This is a genomic window from Nonomuraea sp. NPDC048892, from assembly GCF_040649735.1.
GTDB lineage: Bacteria > Actinomycetota > Actinomycetes > Streptosporangiales > Streptosporangiaceae > Nonomuraea > Nonomuraea maheshkhaliensis.
Genome location: NZ_JBEZFZ010000001.1, coordinates 464,360 through 483,267, shown reverse-complemented (window position 1 = coordinate 483,267; position 18,908 = coordinate 464,360). Strand labels below are relative to the sequence as shown.

At 69.8% G+C, this 18,908-nt stretch carries 15 protein-coding genes; 3 read left to right on the top strand and 12 right to left on the bottom strand.

Annotated features, from left to right (window positions below; translation table 11 throughout):
• Positions 1–1,694: 1,694 nt before the first annotated feature.
• The 3 genes from AB0C28_RS02360 to AB0C28_RS02350 form a co-directional block, all read right to left on the bottom strand.
• A complete protein-coding gene (locus tag AB0C28_RS02360; RefSeq protein WP_358072810.1) occupies positions 1,695–2,741 on the bottom strand; it encodes a beta-eliminating lyase-related protein in 1,047 nt (348 codons plus the stop codon).
• A gap of 279 nt (positions 2,742–3,020) precedes the next feature.
• Positions 3,021–3,971, bottom strand: a complete 951-nt coding sequence (locus AB0C28_RS02355; RefSeq protein WP_326633027.1) for a D-alanine--D-alanine ligase — start codon at positions 3,969–3,971, stop codon at positions 3,021–3,023.
• 166 nt (positions 3,972–4,137) lie between these two features.
• Positions 4,138–5,370: a PLP-dependent aminotransferase family protein gene (locus tag AB0C28_RS02350; protein ID WP_357840678.1), complete on the bottom strand. Its 1,233-nt coding sequence runs from the start codon at positions 5,368–5,370 to the stop codon at positions 4,138–4,140.
• A 268-nt stretch (positions 5,371–5,638) separates the two neighbouring features.
• On the opposite strand from AB0C28_RS02350, the gene AB0C28_RS02345 reads away from it, so the two are divergent.
• Positions 5,639–6,256: a GNAT family N-acetyltransferase gene (locus tag AB0C28_RS02345; protein ID WP_106242832.1), complete on the top strand. Its 618-nt coding sequence runs from the start codon at positions 5,639–5,641 to the stop codon at positions 6,254–6,256.
• 141 nt (positions 6,257–6,397) lie between these two features.
• Here AB0C28_RS02345 and trxA read toward each other — a convergent pair whose 3' ends face one another.
• From trxA to AB0C28_RS02305, 8 genes are all read right to left on the bottom strand, one after another.
• Positions 6,398–6,712 (bottom strand): thioredoxin, encoded by a 315-nt coding sequence (trxA, locus tag AB0C28_RS02340; RefSeq protein WP_326633025.1) that lies wholly within the window; start codon positions 6,710–6,712, stop codon positions 6,398–6,400.
• 11 nt (positions 6,713–6,723) lie between these two features.
• Positions 6,724–7,656, bottom strand: a complete 933-nt coding sequence (gene trxB, locus AB0C28_RS02335) for a thioredoxin-disulfide reductase (RefSeq protein WP_357839692.1) — start codon at positions 7,654–7,656, stop codon at positions 6,724–6,726.
• A gap of 147 nt (positions 7,657–7,803) precedes the next feature.
• Positions 7,804–8,745, bottom strand: coding sequence for a hypothetical protein (locus AB0C28_RS02330; protein WP_357839695.1), 942 nt, complete (start codon positions 8,743–8,745; stop codon positions 7,804–7,806).
• Complete coding sequence (sigM, locus tag AB0C28_RS02325) at positions 8,735–9,370, bottom strand: RNA polymerase sigma factor SigM (RefSeq protein WP_357839698.1); 636 nt, start codon at positions 9,368–9,370, stop codon at positions 8,735–8,737. Before sigM ends, AB0C28_RS02330 begins: the two co-directional genes overlap by 11 nt.
• A 15-nt stretch (positions 9,371–9,385) precedes the next feature.
• Positions 9,386–10,840: a protein kinase family protein gene (locus AB0C28_RS02320; RefSeq protein WP_358072808.1), complete on the bottom strand. Its 1,455-nt coding sequence runs from the start codon at positions 10,838–10,840 to the stop codon at positions 9,386–9,388.
• Positions 10,841–11,072: 232 nt separating this feature from the next.
• Complete coding sequence (gene murJ, locus AB0C28_RS02315; RefSeq protein WP_358072806.1) at positions 11,073–12,677, bottom strand: murein biosynthesis integral membrane protein MurJ; 1,605 nt, start codon at positions 12,675–12,677, stop codon at positions 11,073–11,075.
• Positions 12,674–14,782, bottom strand: coding sequence for a DUF6049 family protein (locus AB0C28_RS02310; protein WP_358072804.1), 2,109 nt, complete (start codon positions 14,780–14,782; stop codon positions 12,674–12,676). The genes murJ and AB0C28_RS02310 overlap by 4 nt, the downstream gene beginning before the upstream one ends.
• Positions 14,783–14,832: 50 nt before the next feature.
• Positions 14,833–15,357 (bottom strand): YbaK/EbsC family protein, encoded by a 525-nt coding sequence (locus tag AB0C28_RS02305; RefSeq protein ID WP_357839710.1) that lies wholly within the window; start codon positions 15,355–15,357, stop codon positions 14,833–14,835.
• 161 nt (positions 15,358–15,518) lie between these two features.
• On the opposite strand from AB0C28_RS02305, the gene AB0C28_RS02300 reads away from it, so the two are divergent.
• Positions 15,519–16,919, top strand: a complete 1,401-nt coding sequence (locus tag AB0C28_RS02300) for a CCA tRNA nucleotidyltransferase (protein ID WP_358072802.1) — start codon at positions 15,519–15,521, stop codon at positions 16,917–16,919.
• Here AB0C28_RS02300 and AB0C28_RS02295 read toward each other — a convergent pair.
• Positions 16,899–18,185: an MFS transporter gene (locus AB0C28_RS02295; RefSeq protein ID WP_357839716.1), complete on the bottom strand. Its 1,287-nt coding sequence runs from the start codon at positions 18,183–18,185 to the stop codon at positions 16,899–16,901. The genes AB0C28_RS02300 and AB0C28_RS02295 overlap by 21 nt on opposite strands.
• Positions 18,186–18,291: 106 nt before the next feature.
• Between AB0C28_RS02295 and idi the strand changes: the two genes are divergently transcribed.
• Entirely contained in the window at positions 18,292–18,876 is a 585-nt protein-coding gene (gene idi / locus AB0C28_RS02290; RefSeq protein WP_357839719.1) for an isopentenyl-diphosphate Delta-isomerase, read from the top strand.
• Positions 18,877–18,908: the final 32 nt, after the last annotated feature.

The window sequence follows — 18,908 nt, the reverse complement described above, 5'->3', positions numbered from 1 at the left end:
TCGCCCGGCGGGATCCGGTATCGCGGCGTGTGGGTGGTCCAGCAGACTTTCTGCCCTCTCGATCGCAGCGCCTTTCGGGTGGGCCTGTTGAGTTGATCCGCGGCTGCCCACGTTGACTGATGCGTGGTGCGATGGGGTCGACGTGACACGGCACCCCACCTTGCATCCTCACGTCAGAGACGAAGCGGAGGGCGTAAGTGGGTGTCATTCCCACGTGGATGGGCGGCTTGCTCGCCGATGTTTCACGTGAAACACGTCCGGGGGCAAGTCACCGAGCCGACCGCGCGGGCATGTTTCACGTGAAACCTAGAGGTGTGAGGGATGGGGGAGCGGGGCGAACAGAAGGCGCGCGTGAGGATCGGCGCCCGCAGGTGCCGCCCTGATGCGCGGGTCATCCGAGGCGCGTGTCGGCGCTGGCGCCCGTCCGGGTCGTGCGGCGTGCGGCGTCCACGTTGCCCGCCGTCCGCGCCGTCCGCGCCGTCCGCGTATAGCGCGTCCGGTGTGCGTGCCGCCGCCCGCTGTGTGTGCCGTTCAGGACGCGTGCTGATGCTGCCGCCCGTTCGTGCCGTGCGACGTACGGGCGCCGCCTGGCGTGCGGCCGCCCGGATCGCCCGGTGTGCGCCGCCCGGGCCGCCTGGCGTGAGCCGTCCCGGCCGCCCGGAGTGCGTGCTGCTCGGGTGCGCACTCCCAGCCTGCGAGCCGCGGGGAGTCCGTGTCGTCGCCCGCTGTGTGTGGCGTGCGAGGTGCACATCGCCCGGCGTACGCGCTGCCCTGGAACGACCCTCGGTCTGCGGGCATGCGGGGCGCTGGGCGTGCAGGGCAGCCGTGCATGCGCCGTACGTTCGTGCTGCCGCGCGCTGTGGGTGTGCCGTCCAGCGTGTGTGCCAGTGCTGCCGGGCGTTCGTGCCGTGCGACGTCCGGGCCGCCTGGCGTGCGGCGTACGGGCGCCGCCTGGCGTGCGGCGTGCGAGACGCCCGGCGTGCACCCTGCTCGGGTACGCACCCTCGGTCTGCGGGTCCGGCGGGTGGCGGTGTCGCCCCCCGCTGTGTGCGCCGTTCGACGTGCACATCGCCCGACGTATGCAACGCCGGGCGTGCGGGGCGCCCGGCGTTCATGCCGCCGCTCGCTGGGTGTGCTGCCGAGGCGTCTGCCGGTGCTGCCGCCAGTAGGCGCCGTCCGCGCTGCCCGGCGTGCGGGTCGTTCGGTGCACGGCGCGTCGGGCGTGCGGGCCGTCCGGGGTCACCGGCCGTACGTGCCGTCCGAAGTCGTTCGACGTTCGCGGCGCCTGACGTCCGCGCCGCCCGGCGTGCGGGTCGTCCGGCGTGCGGGTCGTCCGGCGGGCACACTGCTGGGCGGGCGGGCCACCTCACGTTTGCGTCAATCGGCGTACACGCCGTCCGAGGCGCGGGTCGTCTGGCGGCCGTGTCGCCGTCCGCTATGCATGCCGCTGGTGTGTGCGGGTCGCCAGCCGGTTGGCGGGCGTCGGCGTTGGACGGTCGGGGTCGCCGGTTGGAGGTGCGGACTTAAGCAGTGGATCGCATGCGGGTTGCACCGGTCTTGCGGGGGTCGTTGGCGGTGCTGGCGCAGAACCCGTTCCTCTGCGGTGTCGGGCGTTGGACGTGGTGGCGATCGGCTTCTACGGTGCTTCAGTCTGTGGGGCTTTGGCTTTCCCGCCGGTCCGTGTCGTGGCGGTGTTAGGCGGAGGCGGTCTTGTGGAGGTCGTCGAGGAAGTCGTCCACTTGTTCCGGGGTGGTGTCGAAGGCGGTCATCCAGCGGACCGTGCCGGCGGTCTCGTCCCAGTAGTGGAACAGGTAGCGCTGGCGGAGTGTCTCGGCGACGGCGATCGGGAGGGTGGCGAAGACGGCGTTGCCCTCAACGGGGTAGGCGAGGGAGACGCCGGGAACGTCGGTCAGTCCATCCGCCAGGCGGGCGGCCATGCTGTTGGCGTGGGCCGCGTTCTGGCGCCAGAGGTCGTCCGTGAGGAGTGCTGAGAGTTGCGCCGAGATGAAGCGCATCTTTGAGGCGAGCTGGAGTGACTGGCGGCGAAGGAACGGGACGCCATCCGCCAGGGACGGATCGAGGACCACGACGGCCTCCGCGGCCAGGGCGCCGTTCTTGGTGCCGCCGAAGCTGAACACGTCGACTCCGGCGCCCGTCGTGATGGCCTTCAGATCGCAGTCGAGGTACGCGGCCGCGTTGGCGAGTCTGGCGCCGTCCACGTGAAGCCGGAGCCCGTTGCCGTGTGCCGTCTCGGCGAGGGCGGCGATCTCGGCGGGGGTGTAGCAGGTGCCGAGTTCCGTGACCTGGGAGATGGAGACGACGGTCGGCTGAGACTCGTGCGGGTTGCCGATCCCGCCGAGGCGTGACTCGATGTCGGCCGGGCGCAGCTTGCCGTCCTCCGTCGGGATCGTCATGAGCTTCACCCCGAGCAGCCGCTCCGACGCCCCCGCTTCGTGGGTGGCGATGTGGGCGCTGTCGGCGCAGAGGATGGCGTCGTAGCGGCCGAGCATGAGAGCGAGGCCGACCATGTTGGCGCCCGCCCCGTTGAGTACGGCGAACCCCTGCGCCTGCGGGCCGAACGTCTCCTTCGCCTTGGTCTCGAACGTCGACGTCCAACTGTCGTCGCCGTACGCGGGGGCGTCTCCTTGGTTCGCCGCGGCGATGGCTTCGAAGATGGTGGGGTGGACGCCGGCGTGGTTGTCGCTGGCGAAGCTCTTGGGGTACATCGAATCGATCAGCACATGGGTAAGGCTACTTATGGGACGAAGGTCGCCTGCCCCGGACCCGCACCGCAAGGATTTGGTCGTCTTGGTCCCGTTGTTCGGGCCCGGGGTCGGCTCCGTTCGGATGTCTCTGCCGGGTTGCTCTCGGCTGGGACGTCGCCCACTCGGATGTCGCCGCTCAGATGTCTGGGGTCGGCCCTTGGATCGGGCGTCTCGGTTCCGTTGTCCTGGCTTGAGGTTGAGTGCGGCTCGGAGGGCTCCGCGGGGGTGCCCCTCGATCGGCGCGGGGGAGTGAGGTCAGGTGCGGGAGGCGGCGTTCTGGAGGAGGGTGCGGCAGAGGTCGCCCAGATCCTGGCCGGCCGCTTCCGCCGACATCGGCAGCAGCGAGGTCTCCGTCATCCCGGGCGCCACGTTGACCTCCAGGAAGTGCGGCACCCCGTCGGCGTCCACGATCAGGTCGGTACGGGAGATGTCTCGCAATCCCAGAGCGGTGTGTGCGGTGACCGCCGTTTCGGCGCAGGCGGTGGCCGCCTGGGCGGACAGGCGGGCCGGGGCGAAGAACTCGGTGTGGCCGGCGGTGTAGCGGGCCGCGTAGTCGTAGACGCCCTCGTCCGGGACGATCTCCACGGCGGGCAGGGCCACGGGGCCGTTGCCGAAGTCGACGACGGAGACCGCCACTTCCACGCCCTCCACGTACCGCTCGATCAGCGCCGTGTCGCCGTACGCGAAGCAGCCGACCATCGCCGCGGGCAGCTCCTCCGCGGTACGGACGATGGAGGCGCCCAGCGCGGAACCGCCACGGGCGGGCTTGACGAACAGGGGCAGCCCGAGCCGCTCTACGATGCGCCCGAGCACCACCGTGGCGCCGAGGTCGTGGAAGGTCTCCTTCGGCAGCGTGACGGACTCGGGCGTGCGCACGCCGAAGGAGCGGACGACGGCCTTGGCGGTGGGCTTGTCGAAGGCCACCCGGCAGGCGTCGGGATCGGCACCGACATAGGGGACGTTGAGGAGCTCCAGCACGGATCGGATGGCGCCGTCCTCGCCGGCGCCGCCGTGCAGGGTCACGAACACCGCGTCCGGCGGGTCGGCCAGGATCGAGGGGACGAGTGAGGCGTCGGTGTCGCGGGCCTCGACATCGACGCCCGCCGCGCGCAGCACCTCGCTGACCCGGCGACCCGAGCGCAGAGACACCTCCCGCTCATAGGAGAGGCCTCCGGCCAGCACGAGCACGTGGCCCAGATCGCTCATCACATCTCCTCTGCTGATGCCGCTGATGGCACGCTGTCCAACCGTACCGGCGTGGGCGGTGAAGGGTGTACGCGGCGGTGTCTTCTCCCCTCCCAGCGAAATCCCCTCCCAGCGAACGAGAAAGGGGGCCGGCGTCGCCCGCCGGCCCCCTACGTGCTCGCGGCGGTCAGGCCAGGTCGGGCCCGGGCGTGTCGACGCCTTGGTGGTCACGCGCGGACGACGTGCCGAACGTGTCCCTCAGCTGCATCTCCTGATCGATCACCCCGGCCAGCCGCCGCACCCCCTCGCGGATCCGGTCAGGCTCGGGATAGCAGTAGGACAGCCGCATGTGCCGCGCCCCGCTGCCGTCGGAGAAGAACCCGGTCCCGGGGACGAACGCCACCCGCTCGGCCACGGCCCGGGGCAGGATCGCCTTCGAGTCGAGCCCTTCCGGCAGTGTGGCCCAGACGAAGAAGCCGCCCCCAGGCCGGGTCCAGGTGACCTCGGGCGGCATCAGCGCTTCGAGCGCGTCGAGCAGCGCGTCGCGGCGCTCCCGATACAGCTCCCTGAACGTCTTGATCTGCTCCTGCCACGGCTGCGTGGCCAGGTATTCCCCCACCGCGAGCTGCGTGAACGAGGAGTGCGACAGCACGGCCGACTCCATGGCGAGCACGAGCTTCTCGCGGATGGCGTGGGGAGCCAGCGCCCAGCCGACGCGGAAGCCGGGGGCCAGTGTCTTGGAGAACGAACCGAGATAGACCACGCCGTCGGGATTGTCGGCCCGCAGGGCCGGCAGAGGATCGCCGTCGAAGCCGAGCAGCCCGTACGGGTTGTCCTCGATGATGAGGATCCCGGCCCGCTGGCAGATGTCGAGCACCTGCTGCCGGCGGGCGATGTTGAGCGTGACGCCGCCGGGGTTGTGGAAGGTCGGGATCGTGTAGAGGAACTTGACCGGCGCCCCGGCCGTCTCCAGCGCGTAGATGGTCTGCGCCAGCGATTCGGGCACGATGCCCTGATCGTCCATGGCGATATGGACCACTTTCGCCTGGTAGGCGGCAAAAGTCCCCAGGGCTCCCACGTACGAGGGCCCCTCGGCCAGGATCACGTCACCCGGGTCGATGAAGATCCGGGTGATCAGGTCGAGGGCCTGTTGCGAACCGACGGTGACGACGACGTCGTTCGCCCCGGCGTTGATCCCCTCCAGCCGCATGACCTCGCAGATCTGCTCGCGCAGATGCGGGTCGCCCTGGCCGGATCCGTACTGAAGCGCGACGGGGCCGCGCCGGGTGACGAGCTCGGAGACGAGCGCGCCGACCATGTCGAGGGGGAGCGCCGTGACGTACGGCATGCCGCCGGCGAGCGAGACCACTTCGGGCCTGGACGCGACGGCGAAGAGAGCTCGGATCTCGGAGGCGACCATCCCGGTAGCTCGCGCGGCATACCGATCGACGTAGGCGTCGATGCGCGACCCTTGGGTCGCGGGTGTCTGACCGTGATCCCGCTCTTCCGTCACGGCCCACCTCCTAGGTTCATATCGGACGGAAATACCAGATTACGCCAGACGGACATGTCGCCCGTCGCCGGGCTCGCCGGTGGTGGTGTCCGCTGGCGGCATCTTCACTGAGCTACCATGCCACCTGTAGACGCGGTTTTCGCGCGCTTTTCCGGGTCAAGGATAGGGGCCGTAGTTGTCGCGCCGGCTGGTCAACATAACCCTGGACAATGTGGAAGATCTACCGCGGCGCTGCCGAAGGTGCGTCTTCTGGGAGCTCGATCCCATGAGCGGGGAGCGGGCGGTCGATTCAGGCGATCCTGCGCTGGAGAAGGAGGCCTGGATCTCCGGCACCCTGCTCGAATGGGGCAGTTGCGGGAAGATCGCCTACGTTGACGGGGTGCCGGCCGGGTTCGTGCTCTACAGCCCGCCGCTCTACACGCCGCGTTCGGTGGCCTTTCCCACCTCGCCGGTCAGCGCCGACGCGGTGCTGCTGATGACGGCGCACATCATTCCCGAGTTCTCCGGCGGCGGGCTGGGCCGGATGCTGATTCAGGGAGTGGCCAAAGACCTGACCCGGCGCGGAGTGAAAGCCATTGAAGCTTTCGGGGACCTCAAGTGGGAAGAACCTAGTTGCGTAGTTCCGGCCGAATATCTGCTTTCTGTGGGGTTTAAGACGGTTCGTCCGCATTTGCGATTTCCGCGGCTCCGGCTGGAACTGAAGAGCGCCGTTTCGTGGCGCGAGGACGTCGAGGTGGCGCTGGAGCGCCTGCTCGGCTCCATGAGCCCGGAACGGGCGCTACGTCCCGTCTGAGAGCACCTCAGAGCCGCACAGACGAACGCGGTCGCCAGGCAGGCAGCCCCGGATACGCGAAAGCCCCTCGTGAGCCAGAACGAGGGGCTTTCGGCGGGCCGAGCGCGCCCCGAGATCGGGCGAGCCCCCGCAGGGGGCGTGCTAGATGATGCCCTCGAGCTCGCGAAGCAGCATGGCCTTCGGCTTGGCGCCGATGATCTGCTTCACGACCTCGCCATTCTTGTAGACGTTCATCGTGGGGATCTGGAGCACACCGTACTCGCGCGGAACCTCAGGATTTTCGTCGATGTTCAGCTTGACGATCTCCAGCTTGTCGCCGTGCTCCTTCTCGATCTCCTGAAGGATGGGCGCGACCTGACGGCACGGGCCGCACCACTCGGCCCAGAAGTCGACCAGCACGGGCTTGTCGCTCTTGAGGACCTCGGACTGGAATGTGGCGTCGGTGACAGCCTTCACGGTAGCGCTCCTTACTTCTCGTGGTTAGCGAGCCAGCGCTCGGAGTCGAGCGAGGCCGCACAGCCGGTGCCGGCCGCGGTGATGGCCTGACGGTAGGTGTGGTCCACCACGTCACCCGCGGCGAAGACGCCGTCGATGTTGGTCGCGGTGGTCGGCGAGGCGACCTTGATGTAGCCGTCCTCGTCGAGGTCGATCTGGCCCTTGACCAGCTCGGTGCGGGGATCGTGACCGATCGCCAGGAACAGCGCGTCGGCGGCCAGCTCGCACTCCTCGCCGGTCTTGACGTTGCGCAGCTTCACCGCCTCCACCTTGCTGTCGCCGAGCACGTCGACGACCTCGGAGTCCCAGACGAAGCGGATCTTGTCGTTGGCCATGGCCCGGTCCTGCATGATCTTGCTGGCCCGCAGCGTGTCGCGGCGGTGCACCACCGTCACCATGCGCCCGAACCTGGTCAGGAACGTGGCCTCCTCCATCGCGGTGTCGCCGCCGCCCACGACCACGATGTCCTTGTTGCGGAAGAAGAATCCGTCACAGGTCGCACACCAGGACACGCCGTGCCCGGACAGCCGCTTCTCGTTCTTCAGGCCGAGCTCGCGATAGCCGGAGCCCATGGCCAGGATGACGGACTTGGCGTAGTAGGTCTCGGTGTGGGTCTTGACGACCTTGGGGTTGGCCTCCAGGTCGACCTCGACGACGTCGTCCGCGACCAGCTCGGCGCCGAACCGCTCGGCTTGCTTGCGCAGGTTGTCCATCAGGTCGGGGCCCATGATGCCGTCGGGGAACCCGGGGAAGTTCTCCACGTCGGTGGTGTTCATCAGCGCACCACCGGCGGTGACGGAACCCTCGAAGATCAACGGCTTGAGTTCGGCGCGCGCGGAGTAGACGGCCGCGGTATAGCCTGCTGGGCCGGATCCGATAATGATCACGTTACGAACGTCGCTCAACGCTCCCACGCCTTCCTCGTCTGCTGTTGCCACCGGCGTCAACAGATCCTAGGCCGCCGAGATTCCCGCCCCTACCGGGCAACGCCATGACACGGCCGAGACAAAACGAAAGAGCCCGCCGAAGCGGGCTCTGACGTGGAGCTTTGCTTACCAGCGGCCCAGGGAGGGCTTGCGCAGGTTCTTGCAGCTGAACGGATCGACGACGTCGATGCGGACCTTCTTGGCGGCCCGCTGCTTCCACGAGGCCACGATGAGCGCCTCCTGGCCGTTGTACTGGCCCTGGTCCACCGCGAACACGTCGAGCTTGGCCCGCCGCGACACGGTGGTGACGCACTTGGCGACCTCGTCGGCACCGGAGGAGCTGCCGATGATGGGCGCGGGACCCAGGAAGCTCTGCAGGCTCATCCGCAGCTCGGGGTCGCTGTAGTTGTGGTTGCTGTCGGTCAGCGCGTAGGACTTGGCTCTCACCGCGTCTCTCGTCGGCTGCTGGGGGGTCGTCGGCTGCGACTGCTGCGGCGGGGTCTGCGCCGGCAGGGCGATCGGTGCCGCGCCGCCTTCGCCGCCTCCTCCCGCGGCCAGCAGGTTGGTGGAGGCCACGGCCGTGCCGACCACGACGGCCGCCGCCGCTGCCGCGACCGCCGGCATCGCCCATCGGCGCCGCCGGATCGTCCGGCTCCTGGCCGGGACGATGTTGCCGTCGTCGGAGACCACGCCGAGCCGGACCGGCTGGAGGACGTCATCCGGGTCTGGACCCGCGGGCCGCGGTGCTTCTGCGGCCCGCCGCTCCCAGGGGGAGTCCCGCATGAGCTCGTCCCAGTCCGGTGCTTCCGCCAGGCCGACACCTCCGCCGCGCCTGGAGCCCGCCTCGGCGGCCAGGGCCTTGTCGATGCGCAGTGCGACACCCATCGGCATGGCCGGAGTGGGGGTCGCCGCCAGCACCTCGCGAACCGCCGCCAGGTCGGCCAGTAGCTCCCCACAGGGGTCGCAGACCGCGAGATGCTCCCGGACCTGGCGTGCCGTGCTGACGTCCAAGAGGTCCTCGGCCAGTTCGGCGAGGATCTCAAGATCGTAGTGCGTATCACCCGTCACGAAGTTCTGCTCCCTTCGCGGATGAGACGCGATTGAGTTCCGATCGGTTCCGCAGATGCGAAAGAATTGGGGCAAGTTTCGCGCGTCCTCGGGCACACCTGCTCTTCACCGTCCCGCTCGGCACCTGGAGCACCTGAGCTGCGTCTTCGACCGAATAGCCCATCATGTCGACCAGCACCAACGCCGCGCGCTGGTCGGCCGGCAGCCGTTTGAGCGCGGCCGAAACCTCCATGGAGACCTCGCGCTCGACGGTCTGGTCGGGCAGCGGGGTCTCGCGCTCGGCGGCCTCGATGAGCTCGTCGTCGGCGACCGGTCTGACGGACTTGCGGCGCATCCTGTCGAGGCAGGCGTTGACCACGATCCGGTGCAGCCAGGTGGTGACGGCCGCCTCGCCGCGAAACGTGGCGGCTTTTCGATATGCGGAGACGAAGGCGTCCTGCACGGCGTCGGCGGCCTCGTCGGGGTCACCGAGCGTACGCAGGGCGACCGCCCACATGCGGTCGCGGTGCCTCTTGACGATTTCGCTGAAGGCGTGTGGATCCCCGTTGATGTGCGCGGTCAGCAGCTCGGCGTCTGTGACCGCCGGCCGCTCCGCTGCTGAGGGTGTCTCGGGTGGGGAGTTCACAAGAGAGATTCCTGATTATGCCGATCCGGGAGAGTGCACCACTACCTCATAGATGGTGCCATGAAAAGTGCCTGCATCCGTCGGAACACGCGTAAACCAGATCAAAACGTACTGACCGCTTGCCGCCTCATCAGGGGTAAGGGTGGTTTTACCTGCGGCGTTCTTCTTGGTGGCCACGGTCTTCAACGAGTCGAGATCGGCTGAGTCGCCCACCTTGAGCTCGACGTTCGCGCCCGGCGCATCCGACAGCGTAGCGACCACGTCGCTGATCTGCACGGACTTGCCCATGTCGAGCAGCAGGCCCACGCCGTCCTTGAGGCGGCCCAGGTCGGCGCTGGTGTAGGTCTCGGTCTTCCACAGGGTGCTGGGCTTGCCGTCGATGGCCAGCTTCGCGAGGTCGGGCTTCTCGTCGCCGTCGCCCAGCGGGTCGAAGCCGCGCGCCCTGTCCGGTTTGACGGTCTCGGCCGCGGCGGAGGCGGACGCGGAGGTCGTGGGCTCGGCGCTGGCCGTCCCCGGCGGGGACGGGCTGCCCAGGCTGCGGCCGATCGTCCAGGCGCCGACGCCGACCGCGGCGATGACCAGCAGCACGACGAGCGTCATCAGCACCCGGTTGAGCGTGCTGCCGCCGCCGTTGGAGGGGCGGCGCGGCGGCGCGGGAGGCAGGGGCGGGGGAGCGGCGGCCTTGTGCCGGTGGGCGATGTCGAGGCCCTCGGTGTGGGAGGCCGAGGCCACCGCGGGCGTCGAGGGGTAGCTGATGGGGATCGGCATCGGCCTGGCCACGTCGGCCAGCGCCTCGGCCACCTCGGACGGGGTGGTCAGCGGGCTCTGGCCCCGGCGCGACTCGGGCAGGCAGGCCCGCACGGTGACGGCGTCGAGGTAGCCGGGCACGCCGGCGGTGACCTGGCGGGGCGTGCAGAAGTGGCCGTCGCTCATGGGGGCCGCGGGCAGGCCGCCCTCTTCCTCGTCGCCCGGCCAGTGGCCGGTCAGCCCCGCGTACAGCAGCCGGCCCAGCCCTTCGGCGTCGTCGAGCGCGGGCTGGTCGGTGGTCAGGCCGTACATCGCCGCGTCGACGGCCACGCCGAGCACCTTGACCGTGTTGCCGGTCGTCCAGATCAGGTGGGAGGGCTGCAGGCACAGGTGGTAGAGCTGCGCCTCGTGGGCGTGCGCGAGCGCCTCGGCGGCCTCGGCGACCAGCCCGGCCGCCCGGTCGGGCTCCAGCGGCCCTGAGGCCAGCAGGTCGGTCAGGGACTCGCCGTTGACCCACTCGCTGACGACGTAGGAGGCCTTCTCGTCCTCGGCGGCGTCGAACACCTGGGTCAGGCGGGGGTCGGTCAGCCGGCTCGCGGCGCGCGCGGCGGTGACGACCTCGTGGACACGGGGGAAAGAGGAGTCGAAAGTGTGCACGGCCACGGGCCGGGCGAGGATCTCGTCGATGGCCTTCCACAACGTGGCGCCTTCGGACTCGCTCACGCGGTCCTCGAGCCTGAACCGCTCGGCTAGACGAGTGCCGGGTTCGACGGCCGACGTGCTGCTCACTGGCTCACTCCGCTGCGCCGATCGGGCGTGCTCATTATTGGACGCGCCTGCGTGGTGGTGTCCCACGAAGGCACGTTATGTCGGATGGATCCGCCCACGCCCCTCCTGCTTCCATTCGCGCGTGTCGGGCTCCATGGTAGTGCCGAGAAGATTCCGCCCGCGTTCTTTACCGACCTACCCGCCTCGCGACCATCCCAACGATCGAGTTGACCTCAGGGATGCGCATTCTGTGGGCAACGCCGAGATAGAGCAGCATGCCGAGGCCGCCGCCGATCGCGAGGACGATCACCGAGTTGAGGAAGTCGAGCCCGCCGAAGACCGTGGTGAACAGCCAGACCGAGGCCAGCGCCAGCACGGCCGTGGGGATGGCGGCCAGATACATCCTGGTCATCGCCATGCCGACGGCCCAGCCGCCCAGCCCCTGGACCCGGCGGGAGGCCAGGATCCAGGCCAGGCCCGCGCCCAGCCCGTACGCGATCGCGTACGCCAGAGCCAGCCCCATCACCGCGTAACGAGCCGGCAGCATCACGAAGAACAGCACCATGAGCAGCGCGTTGACCGCGGTCGTGCCCGCCCCGATGAAGACCGGCGTGCGCGTGTCGCCGAAGCTGTAGAAAACGCGCAGCAGCAGCTGGAACACCGCGAACGGCACCAGCGCCAGCCCGTAGACCTGTAGCACGTTGCCGATGTAGACGGCGTCGGCGACGCTGTTGGCGCCGTGGCCGTAGATGGGCACGGTGATCGCCGGCCCGAGCACCATGAGAAGCAGCGACACCGGCACCATCAGCGAGCAGACGAGCCGCACGCTGGAGCCGAACTCGCTCCGCACGTCGGCGAAACGCCCCTCGGCCACCGCCCGGCTCATCCGCGGCAGCATCGCCGTGATCACCGAGACGCCGATGACGCCGTAGGGAAGCTGGAAAAGCTGGAACGCCAACGTGTACGGGCTGATCCCGTGGCCGTCGACCACGTTGCCCGCCGAGCTGGCCAGATTGGTCGTCAGCATGAAGCCGAGCTGGGTGACGACCACGTAGCCGATCGTCCACACCCCGGCTCTGCCCATCTCACCGAGCCGGGCGTTACGCAGGTCGAAGCGGGGCACGAAGGCGAACCCGACCCGCCGCAGCGCCACGATGAGCACCACGGCCTGCCCGACGATGCCCGCCGTGGTGCCGAGGCCCAGGAGCGCGAGGTCGGTGTTGGTGACCTTGTCGATGTCGCCGCCGGTGCCGACCACCGCGTAGAGCACGAACATCACGATGACGACGAGGTTGTTGACCACCGGGGCCCACATGGGGGCGCCGTAGCGGTCACGGGTGTTGAGAATGGCCCCGGCCACCGCGCCGACGCCGAAGAAGGCGAGCTGCGGCAGGATGAAGCGGGCCAGCGTGACCGCGACCTCGAAGCGCCTGCTGCCCGGGTCCCAGTCGGTGTAGAGGTCGATCAGCAGCGGCGCGGCCAGCACGGCCGCCACCGCGACCACGACCAGCGCGACCGTGGAGATCGTCAGCAGCCGCTGCTCGTAGGCCCGGCCGCCGTCCTCGTCGCTCTGCTGGGCACGGACGATCATCGGCACCACGACGCTGCTTAGCACACCCAGCAGCAGCAGGTCGAGGATGCTGTACGGGATCGCGTACGCCGCGTTGTAGGCGTCGCCCAGCGCCGCCGTGCCGATGGCGTAGGCGAGCACCATCGTCCGCACGAACCCCGTGACCCTGGACACCATGGTGCCCGCCGCCATGATGGCGCTGGCCCGAAGCATGCGGCTCATACGGATTCACTCTCCCGGGTCTTGGCCCGCGCGAGTCTACGCTGAGAGCGGCGCCGCAGCAGCCGCGTCACCACGGCCGCGAGCATCACGGTCAGCGCCGCACCCACGATCACCAGGGCGATCCCGGTGTAGCCGGTGGTGCGGATGGTCAGGCGCTGCGGTTTGCCGTAGACCTGGCCGTCGGCGGTCCGCAGTTCCACGGTCACCGTGGCGTCGCCGCTGGTGTCGGGGGCGGCGCTCATCGGGACCTGGACGGTGCCGATCTGGCCGCCGCCGATCGGCAGCTCCTTGCGCCAGTTGACCAGCAGCAGCTCGGGGTTGTTCGACCTGACCTCGATGTAGAGCTCGACGGGGGTGGACAGCGAGTTCTTCACGCTGATGGGCACGACGCCGTTGCTGCCGGCCAGCGTACGCGGCCGGTCGGGGCCGGAGCCGGTGATCTGGATCTTGTTCGTCTGGGCGTCCACCGCCGCGCTGACCAGCTTGGTGGCCGCGCGGCCCGCGCGGGTGCTGTTGCGCCAGGCCGACGAGGTGAGCCGCAGCACCGCCGCGTCGAAGCGGGACTGCGTCTTCTCGGCCGTGATCAGCGAGGTGAGCTGGGCCTTCGACCAGGCGTCCGCGACCGGAGCCAGGTATTTCTTGCTCAGCTCCTCCTTGCGGTCCTGGTCGGTGTAGGTCAGGCCGGCCCGCGGCACGGACGCCTTGCCCGGCTTGAGCGACTCCAGCGGGGCCAGCTGCAGCCACGGCAGCCGGCCGGCCGTCTTGATCAGCGCGGTGACGAGCGTGGGGTTGGGTGACCAGCGCCGCGAGGGGGCGACGACCAGCGACCGCGGCAGGAGCTGACCGGCCTCGCTGGAGATCATCGCGGTCTCGGCGATGAAGCGCTGCGTGCTGAGCACCACCGACGTGCCTGCGGCCGGCTCGAACAGCTTGCTCAGCTCGGCGTCGGCGACCAGCGCCGTGACGGGGCCGCTGACCGAGTCGAGCGTCGCGGCGGCGTCGGGCGTGGTGGTGGCGGGCTGCTGCGGCGGCAGGTTGGTGGAGTTGAGCAGCACCCTGTTGACGCCGCCGACCGCGAGCAGGTCGAGCGCGTCGGCGTCGAGCACGCCCGCCGCCGGCCAGTTGACGTTGGTCTTCGCGTTGCGGCTGAGCAGCGCCCTGGTGCTCTGCCCGCCCAGCTCGATGGCCCGCTTGGTCTGCGTGTCGAAGCCCTGGTGGGCCAGCGCGGCCACGTCGGGGTCGGCGTACGGGAGCGCGGCCACGGGCGAGGAGGCCAGCGCGGTGCGCATGCCCGTCAGCCACTGCCCGGCCGCAGTGCTGGCCGGCTTGGCCTGATCGCCGTCCTTGGTCTTGACCTTGTAACCCTTGGTCATCGCGTTGAGGTCGTCGAGCAGCGCCGGGTCGACCACCCAGGTGACGCTGGCGGGCGCGGACTGCGCGATCTGCAGCAGGTCGGCCAGGCGGCCCTTGCCCGCGAGCGACTGGCTGAGCTTGTCGTCCACGAACAGGTTGTCGTCGGCGGCGCGGTGGGGCTGGTCGATGACGGGCAGCGCGACGGCGAGCTTGTTGCGCGGGGGACGCTGCGGCGTGACCGGCGCGTACGTGAGCATGGTGCGCTCGGCCGTGACCGGCACGCGGAACTGGGCGACGTCGACGGCGATCCGGTAGACGCCGAACTCCCGCAGGCCGAGCTGCACGGGCGTGGCGGTGATCTCCCAGCGCTGCGAGGCGCCTGCGGCGAGCGGCGGGATGTCCATGAACGAGTTGCGCGTGGACACGTTGAAGGGGAGCGTCTGGTTGTTCTGGTCGCTCAGGTAGGCGGCCATGGCGGCGCGGTCGGTGACCTTCTGGGCGTCGTAACGCAGGCGCACCTGGAGGCCGGACATGGGGGCGCCGGTGCCGTTGCGGACCGTACCGGTGATCTTGATCACATCGGTGACGTTCTTCGGCACGTCCGGCGTGATCGAGGTGATCGACACGGTGAGACTCTGGCGGGCCGCGAGGGAGGCGCTCGTCTTCGTGGCAGCCGCGCCCGGCACCGCCGCCACCAGGGGGGCGAGCAGCGCGGCTGACAACGCGGCGAGCAGCGTGGCCTTACGGATCACGCGAATGCCCGGCCTGGACTACGACGACGCACGCCCGCAATGGTACGGGCTCAGTGCCGTCGTGCGACCGCCACACGTGATCCTCGCAGGCGTGGACCGCGTAGGTCGACCATCTTGCCTGGCAGGACGGTCAGCAGGTCGAGCGCACGAAGAGAAAGGGCTGTGTGCCGCTCGCCGGTGGCGGTGAAGACGAGTTCGTCGTCGAGGACGAGCCGGTCGTCGACGAACATGGGCAGCGACTCCGGCAGCAGCAGCGGGCACACGAGCCCGTCGGCGTAGTCGGTGGCGGCGTTGACCACGCGAGCGGGCGCGGGGCGTACCTGGCGGGCGCCGAGCAGGGCGCCGACGGCTCCCGGCCGCAGCGGCGAGGAGACGGGCGAGGTGACCCCGATGACGACCTCGCTGCCGACCCTGGTCGTGACGTCGAGCACCGTGACCGTCAGGCACCGCGCGGGCGCCGCGGAGACCGCCTCCGGCAGCTCTTCCGCGCATGTCATGGGACGCGGAAGGCGTACGATCTCATGATGGACCTGGTGTGCGAGGAGCCAGCGGTGGATCGCGAGGGCGTCCTTCATATAGTCCTCCTTGCCGCATTCCATGGCCCCCGACGGTCCTTGGACCGACGGTAACCCGGACCTGGTGTGGCTCGGGGGATATGTTTCGGGAAGCCACCTCACACGACGAAGGCCGACTCAGTTTGTCCGACACAACTCTGACCGAAAGCCAGCAGCAGGCCATGAACGACCTGTTCCGCAAGATCGCCCCGGTGGCCGACGAGCTCGGCCGCCTGTTCGCCGCGCACGGCCATGAGCTGGCCCTCGTCGGTGGTCCCGTGCGTGACCTCCTGCTCGGCCGCGTCGGCAACGACCTCGACCTGACCACCGACGCCCACCCCGAACGGGTGCTGGAGATCGTCAGAGACTGGGCCGACTCCGTGTGGACGATCGGCATCGACTTCGGCACGGTCGGCCTGCGCAAGGGCAGCTGGCTGATCGAGATCACGACGTACCGCAGCGAGTCCTACGACCCGAAGTCGCGCAAGCCTGACGTCATGTACGGCGAGACGCTCGAAGCCGACCTGGAGCGGCGCGACTTCGCCGTCAACGCGATGGCGGTACGCCTGCCGGGGCACCATTTCGTCGACCCCTACGGCGGCCTCGACGACCTGCGCGCCAAGCTGATGCGCACCCCGGGCCCGCCCGAGCGGTCCTTCGCCGACGACCCGCTGCGCATGCTGCGGGCCGCCAGGTTCGCCTCGCAGCTCGGGTTCGCCGTCGACGAGGCGGCGACCGTGGCGATGACCGCGATGGCCGAGCGGATCGAGATCGTCTCGGCCGAGCGCATCCGCGACGAGCTCGACAAGCTGATCTGCGGCGCGGGCCCGCGCGAGGGCCTGCGGCTGCTGGTGGAGACGGGGCTGGCCGCCCACGTGCTGCCCGAGCTGCCCAAGCTGCGCCTGGAGATCGACGAGCACCACCGGCACAAGGACGTCTACGAGCACACGCTGACCGTGCTCGACCAGGCCATCGCCCAGGAAGAGGACGGCAAGCCCGACCGCATCCTGCGCTGGGCGGCCCTCATGCACGACATCGGCAAGCCCAAGACCCGCCGCCACGAGGCTGGCGGGCGGGTGTCGTTCCACCACCACGAGGTGGTCGGCGCGCAGATGACCAGGAAGCGCATGACGGAGCTGAAGTTCCCGAAGGACGTGGTGTCCGACGTCTCCCAGCTCGTCGAGCTGCACCTGCGCTTCCACGGCTACGGCACCGGCGAGTGGACCGACAGCGCGGTGCGCCGCTACGTGCGCGACGCCGGCCCCCTGCTCAGCCGGCTGCACAAGCTGACCAGGGCCGACTGCACCACCCGCAACAAGCGCAAGGCCGCGGCGCTGTCGCGGACCTACGACCAGCTCGAAGAGCGCATCGCCAGGCTGGCCGAGGAGGAGGAGCTGGCCAAGATCCGGCCCGAGCTCGACGGCAACGAGATCCAGGGCGTGCTCGGCATCGGGCCTGGGCCGGTGGTGGGGCAGGCCTACAAGTTCCTGCTGGAGCTCAGGCTCGACAAGGGCCTGATCGGCAAGGAGGCCGCCACCGAGGCGCTGCGGGAGTGGGCCAGGTCAAACGACCTTGGCGCGTGAGGGCGCGGTGATCATCCGGTAGGCGAGCCCGGCCACGGGATAGCCCAGCGAGATGATCATCACGGCCAGGTACGACTTGCCGTCCGGCGGCAGGATGGCCGCCGACAGGGCCGCGGCGAGCACGTACATGCCGTTGAAGAGCATGTCGTAGATGGAGAAGGCGCGGCCGCGGTAGAGGTCCTCGACGTCACGCTGCACGGTCGTGTCGGCGCAGATCTTGACGCTCTGCCCGGCCACGCCCAGCACGAACCCGGCCAGCGGCAGCCCCCACTCCTGGAACGGCAGCACCAGCGCCGCCGTCAGCACCCCGGCCACGCTCAGCGCGATCGTCACCCAGCGTTCGATGCCGAACCGCTCGGTCGCGTACGGGGTGATGATCACGGCCAGGAAGTAGCCGAAGCCGGAGACGGCCACCACGACGCTGATCCCGCGCAGCGCAGCCTCGGAGTCGCCGTCGGTGAAGTAGTAGCGGTAGAGGATGATGCCGAGCGCGGTGCACATGCCGTACAGGAAGCGGTGGGCCGCCATCGCGCCCATGGTGGCGGCGGCGGTGCGCCGGTGGAGCAGGTGCCTGGCGCCGTCGGCCAGGCCGGTGACCACGTTGCGCATGGCCTGGCGGGCCTGCGGCCGCTCCGGGTCGGGCTCGGGGCCGAGCAGCCGCCGGTCCATCAGCCGGGCGACCAGCGCGCTCATCCCGAACACCACGCCGGAGATGACGAGGAGCAGCGCGACGCCGAAGTCGTCGCCGCCGACGAGCTCGCGCAGCAGGAAGCCGACGCCCGCGCCCACGAAGGTGACCACGGTGCCCGACGTCGGCGTGACCGCGTTGGCGGCCATCAGCCGATCGGAGGGCACCACGTGCGGCAGCGAGGCGCCGAGTGCGGCCAGGAAGAACCGGTTGACGCCCAGCACGGCCAGCGCCGCCCCGTAGAAGGCCGCGTCGGGCGCGTCGGCGGCCACCAACCCGGCGGCCACCAGCAGTAGCGTGCCGCGCACGAACGGGGCCACCATCAGGATCTGCCGCCGCGACCATCGGTCGATGAAGACGCCGACGAAAGGCCCGAGCACGCTGTAGGGCAGCAGCAGCACGGCCAGGCCCGCGGCGACCTCGAGCGCGGTCGTCTGGTTCTCGGGGCTGAAGAAGGCGAAACCGGTCACCGCGAACTGGAAGATCCCGTCGGAGAACTGGGAGATCAGCCGGGTGCCGAAAAGCCTTCTGAAGTCCCTGCCCCGCAGGACTACACGCAGATCGGCGACGAAAGACACGCCGACAGCCTAGCCCCGCCCCCGTCGTCTAGGATGCGGCAGAGGTTGGTGCAGCAGGTGGGCAGCGGGTTCCTAAGCGTGTAGCTGATCTCGTACGCTTCATAGCGTGACGACAGAGGAACACGTTGTGCTGGTCGACCGCGACGGCCATGCGCTCGGCACCGCGCCCAAGACGTCGGTGCACGGCCGTGAGACCCCCCTTCACCTGGCGTTCTCCAGCTACGTCTTCGACGGGGAAGGCCGCGTGCTGCTCACCAAGCGGGCGGATCACAAACTCACCTGGCCGGGGGTGTGGACCAACAGCTGCTGCGGCCATCCGCTTCCGGGCGAGGCCCTCGACCACGCGGTCGTGCGCCGGCTCTCCTACGAGCTGGGCCTGGTGGCCGAGCGCGCCGACCTGCTGCTGCCCGGCTTCTCCTATCGGGCGGTGATGGCCAACGGCATCGTCGAGCACGAGCTGTGCCCGGTCTACCGCGTGCTCGTCGACGCGCCCGTCGCGCCCAACCCGGAGGAGGTGGGGGAGACGTGGTGGATGCCGTGGAAGGAGTTCGCCGACGCGGCGCGCAACGGGCTGCTGGCGATCTCGCCGTGGTGCAGGGAGCAGGTGCCGCTGCTGATCGAGCTCGGCTCCGACCCGCTGACCTGGTCGCCTGCCTCCCTCGACGAGCTGCCGCCGGCGGCTCGCCCGTAACGACTGGGCCGCACCCCCGCAGACCGGGGGTG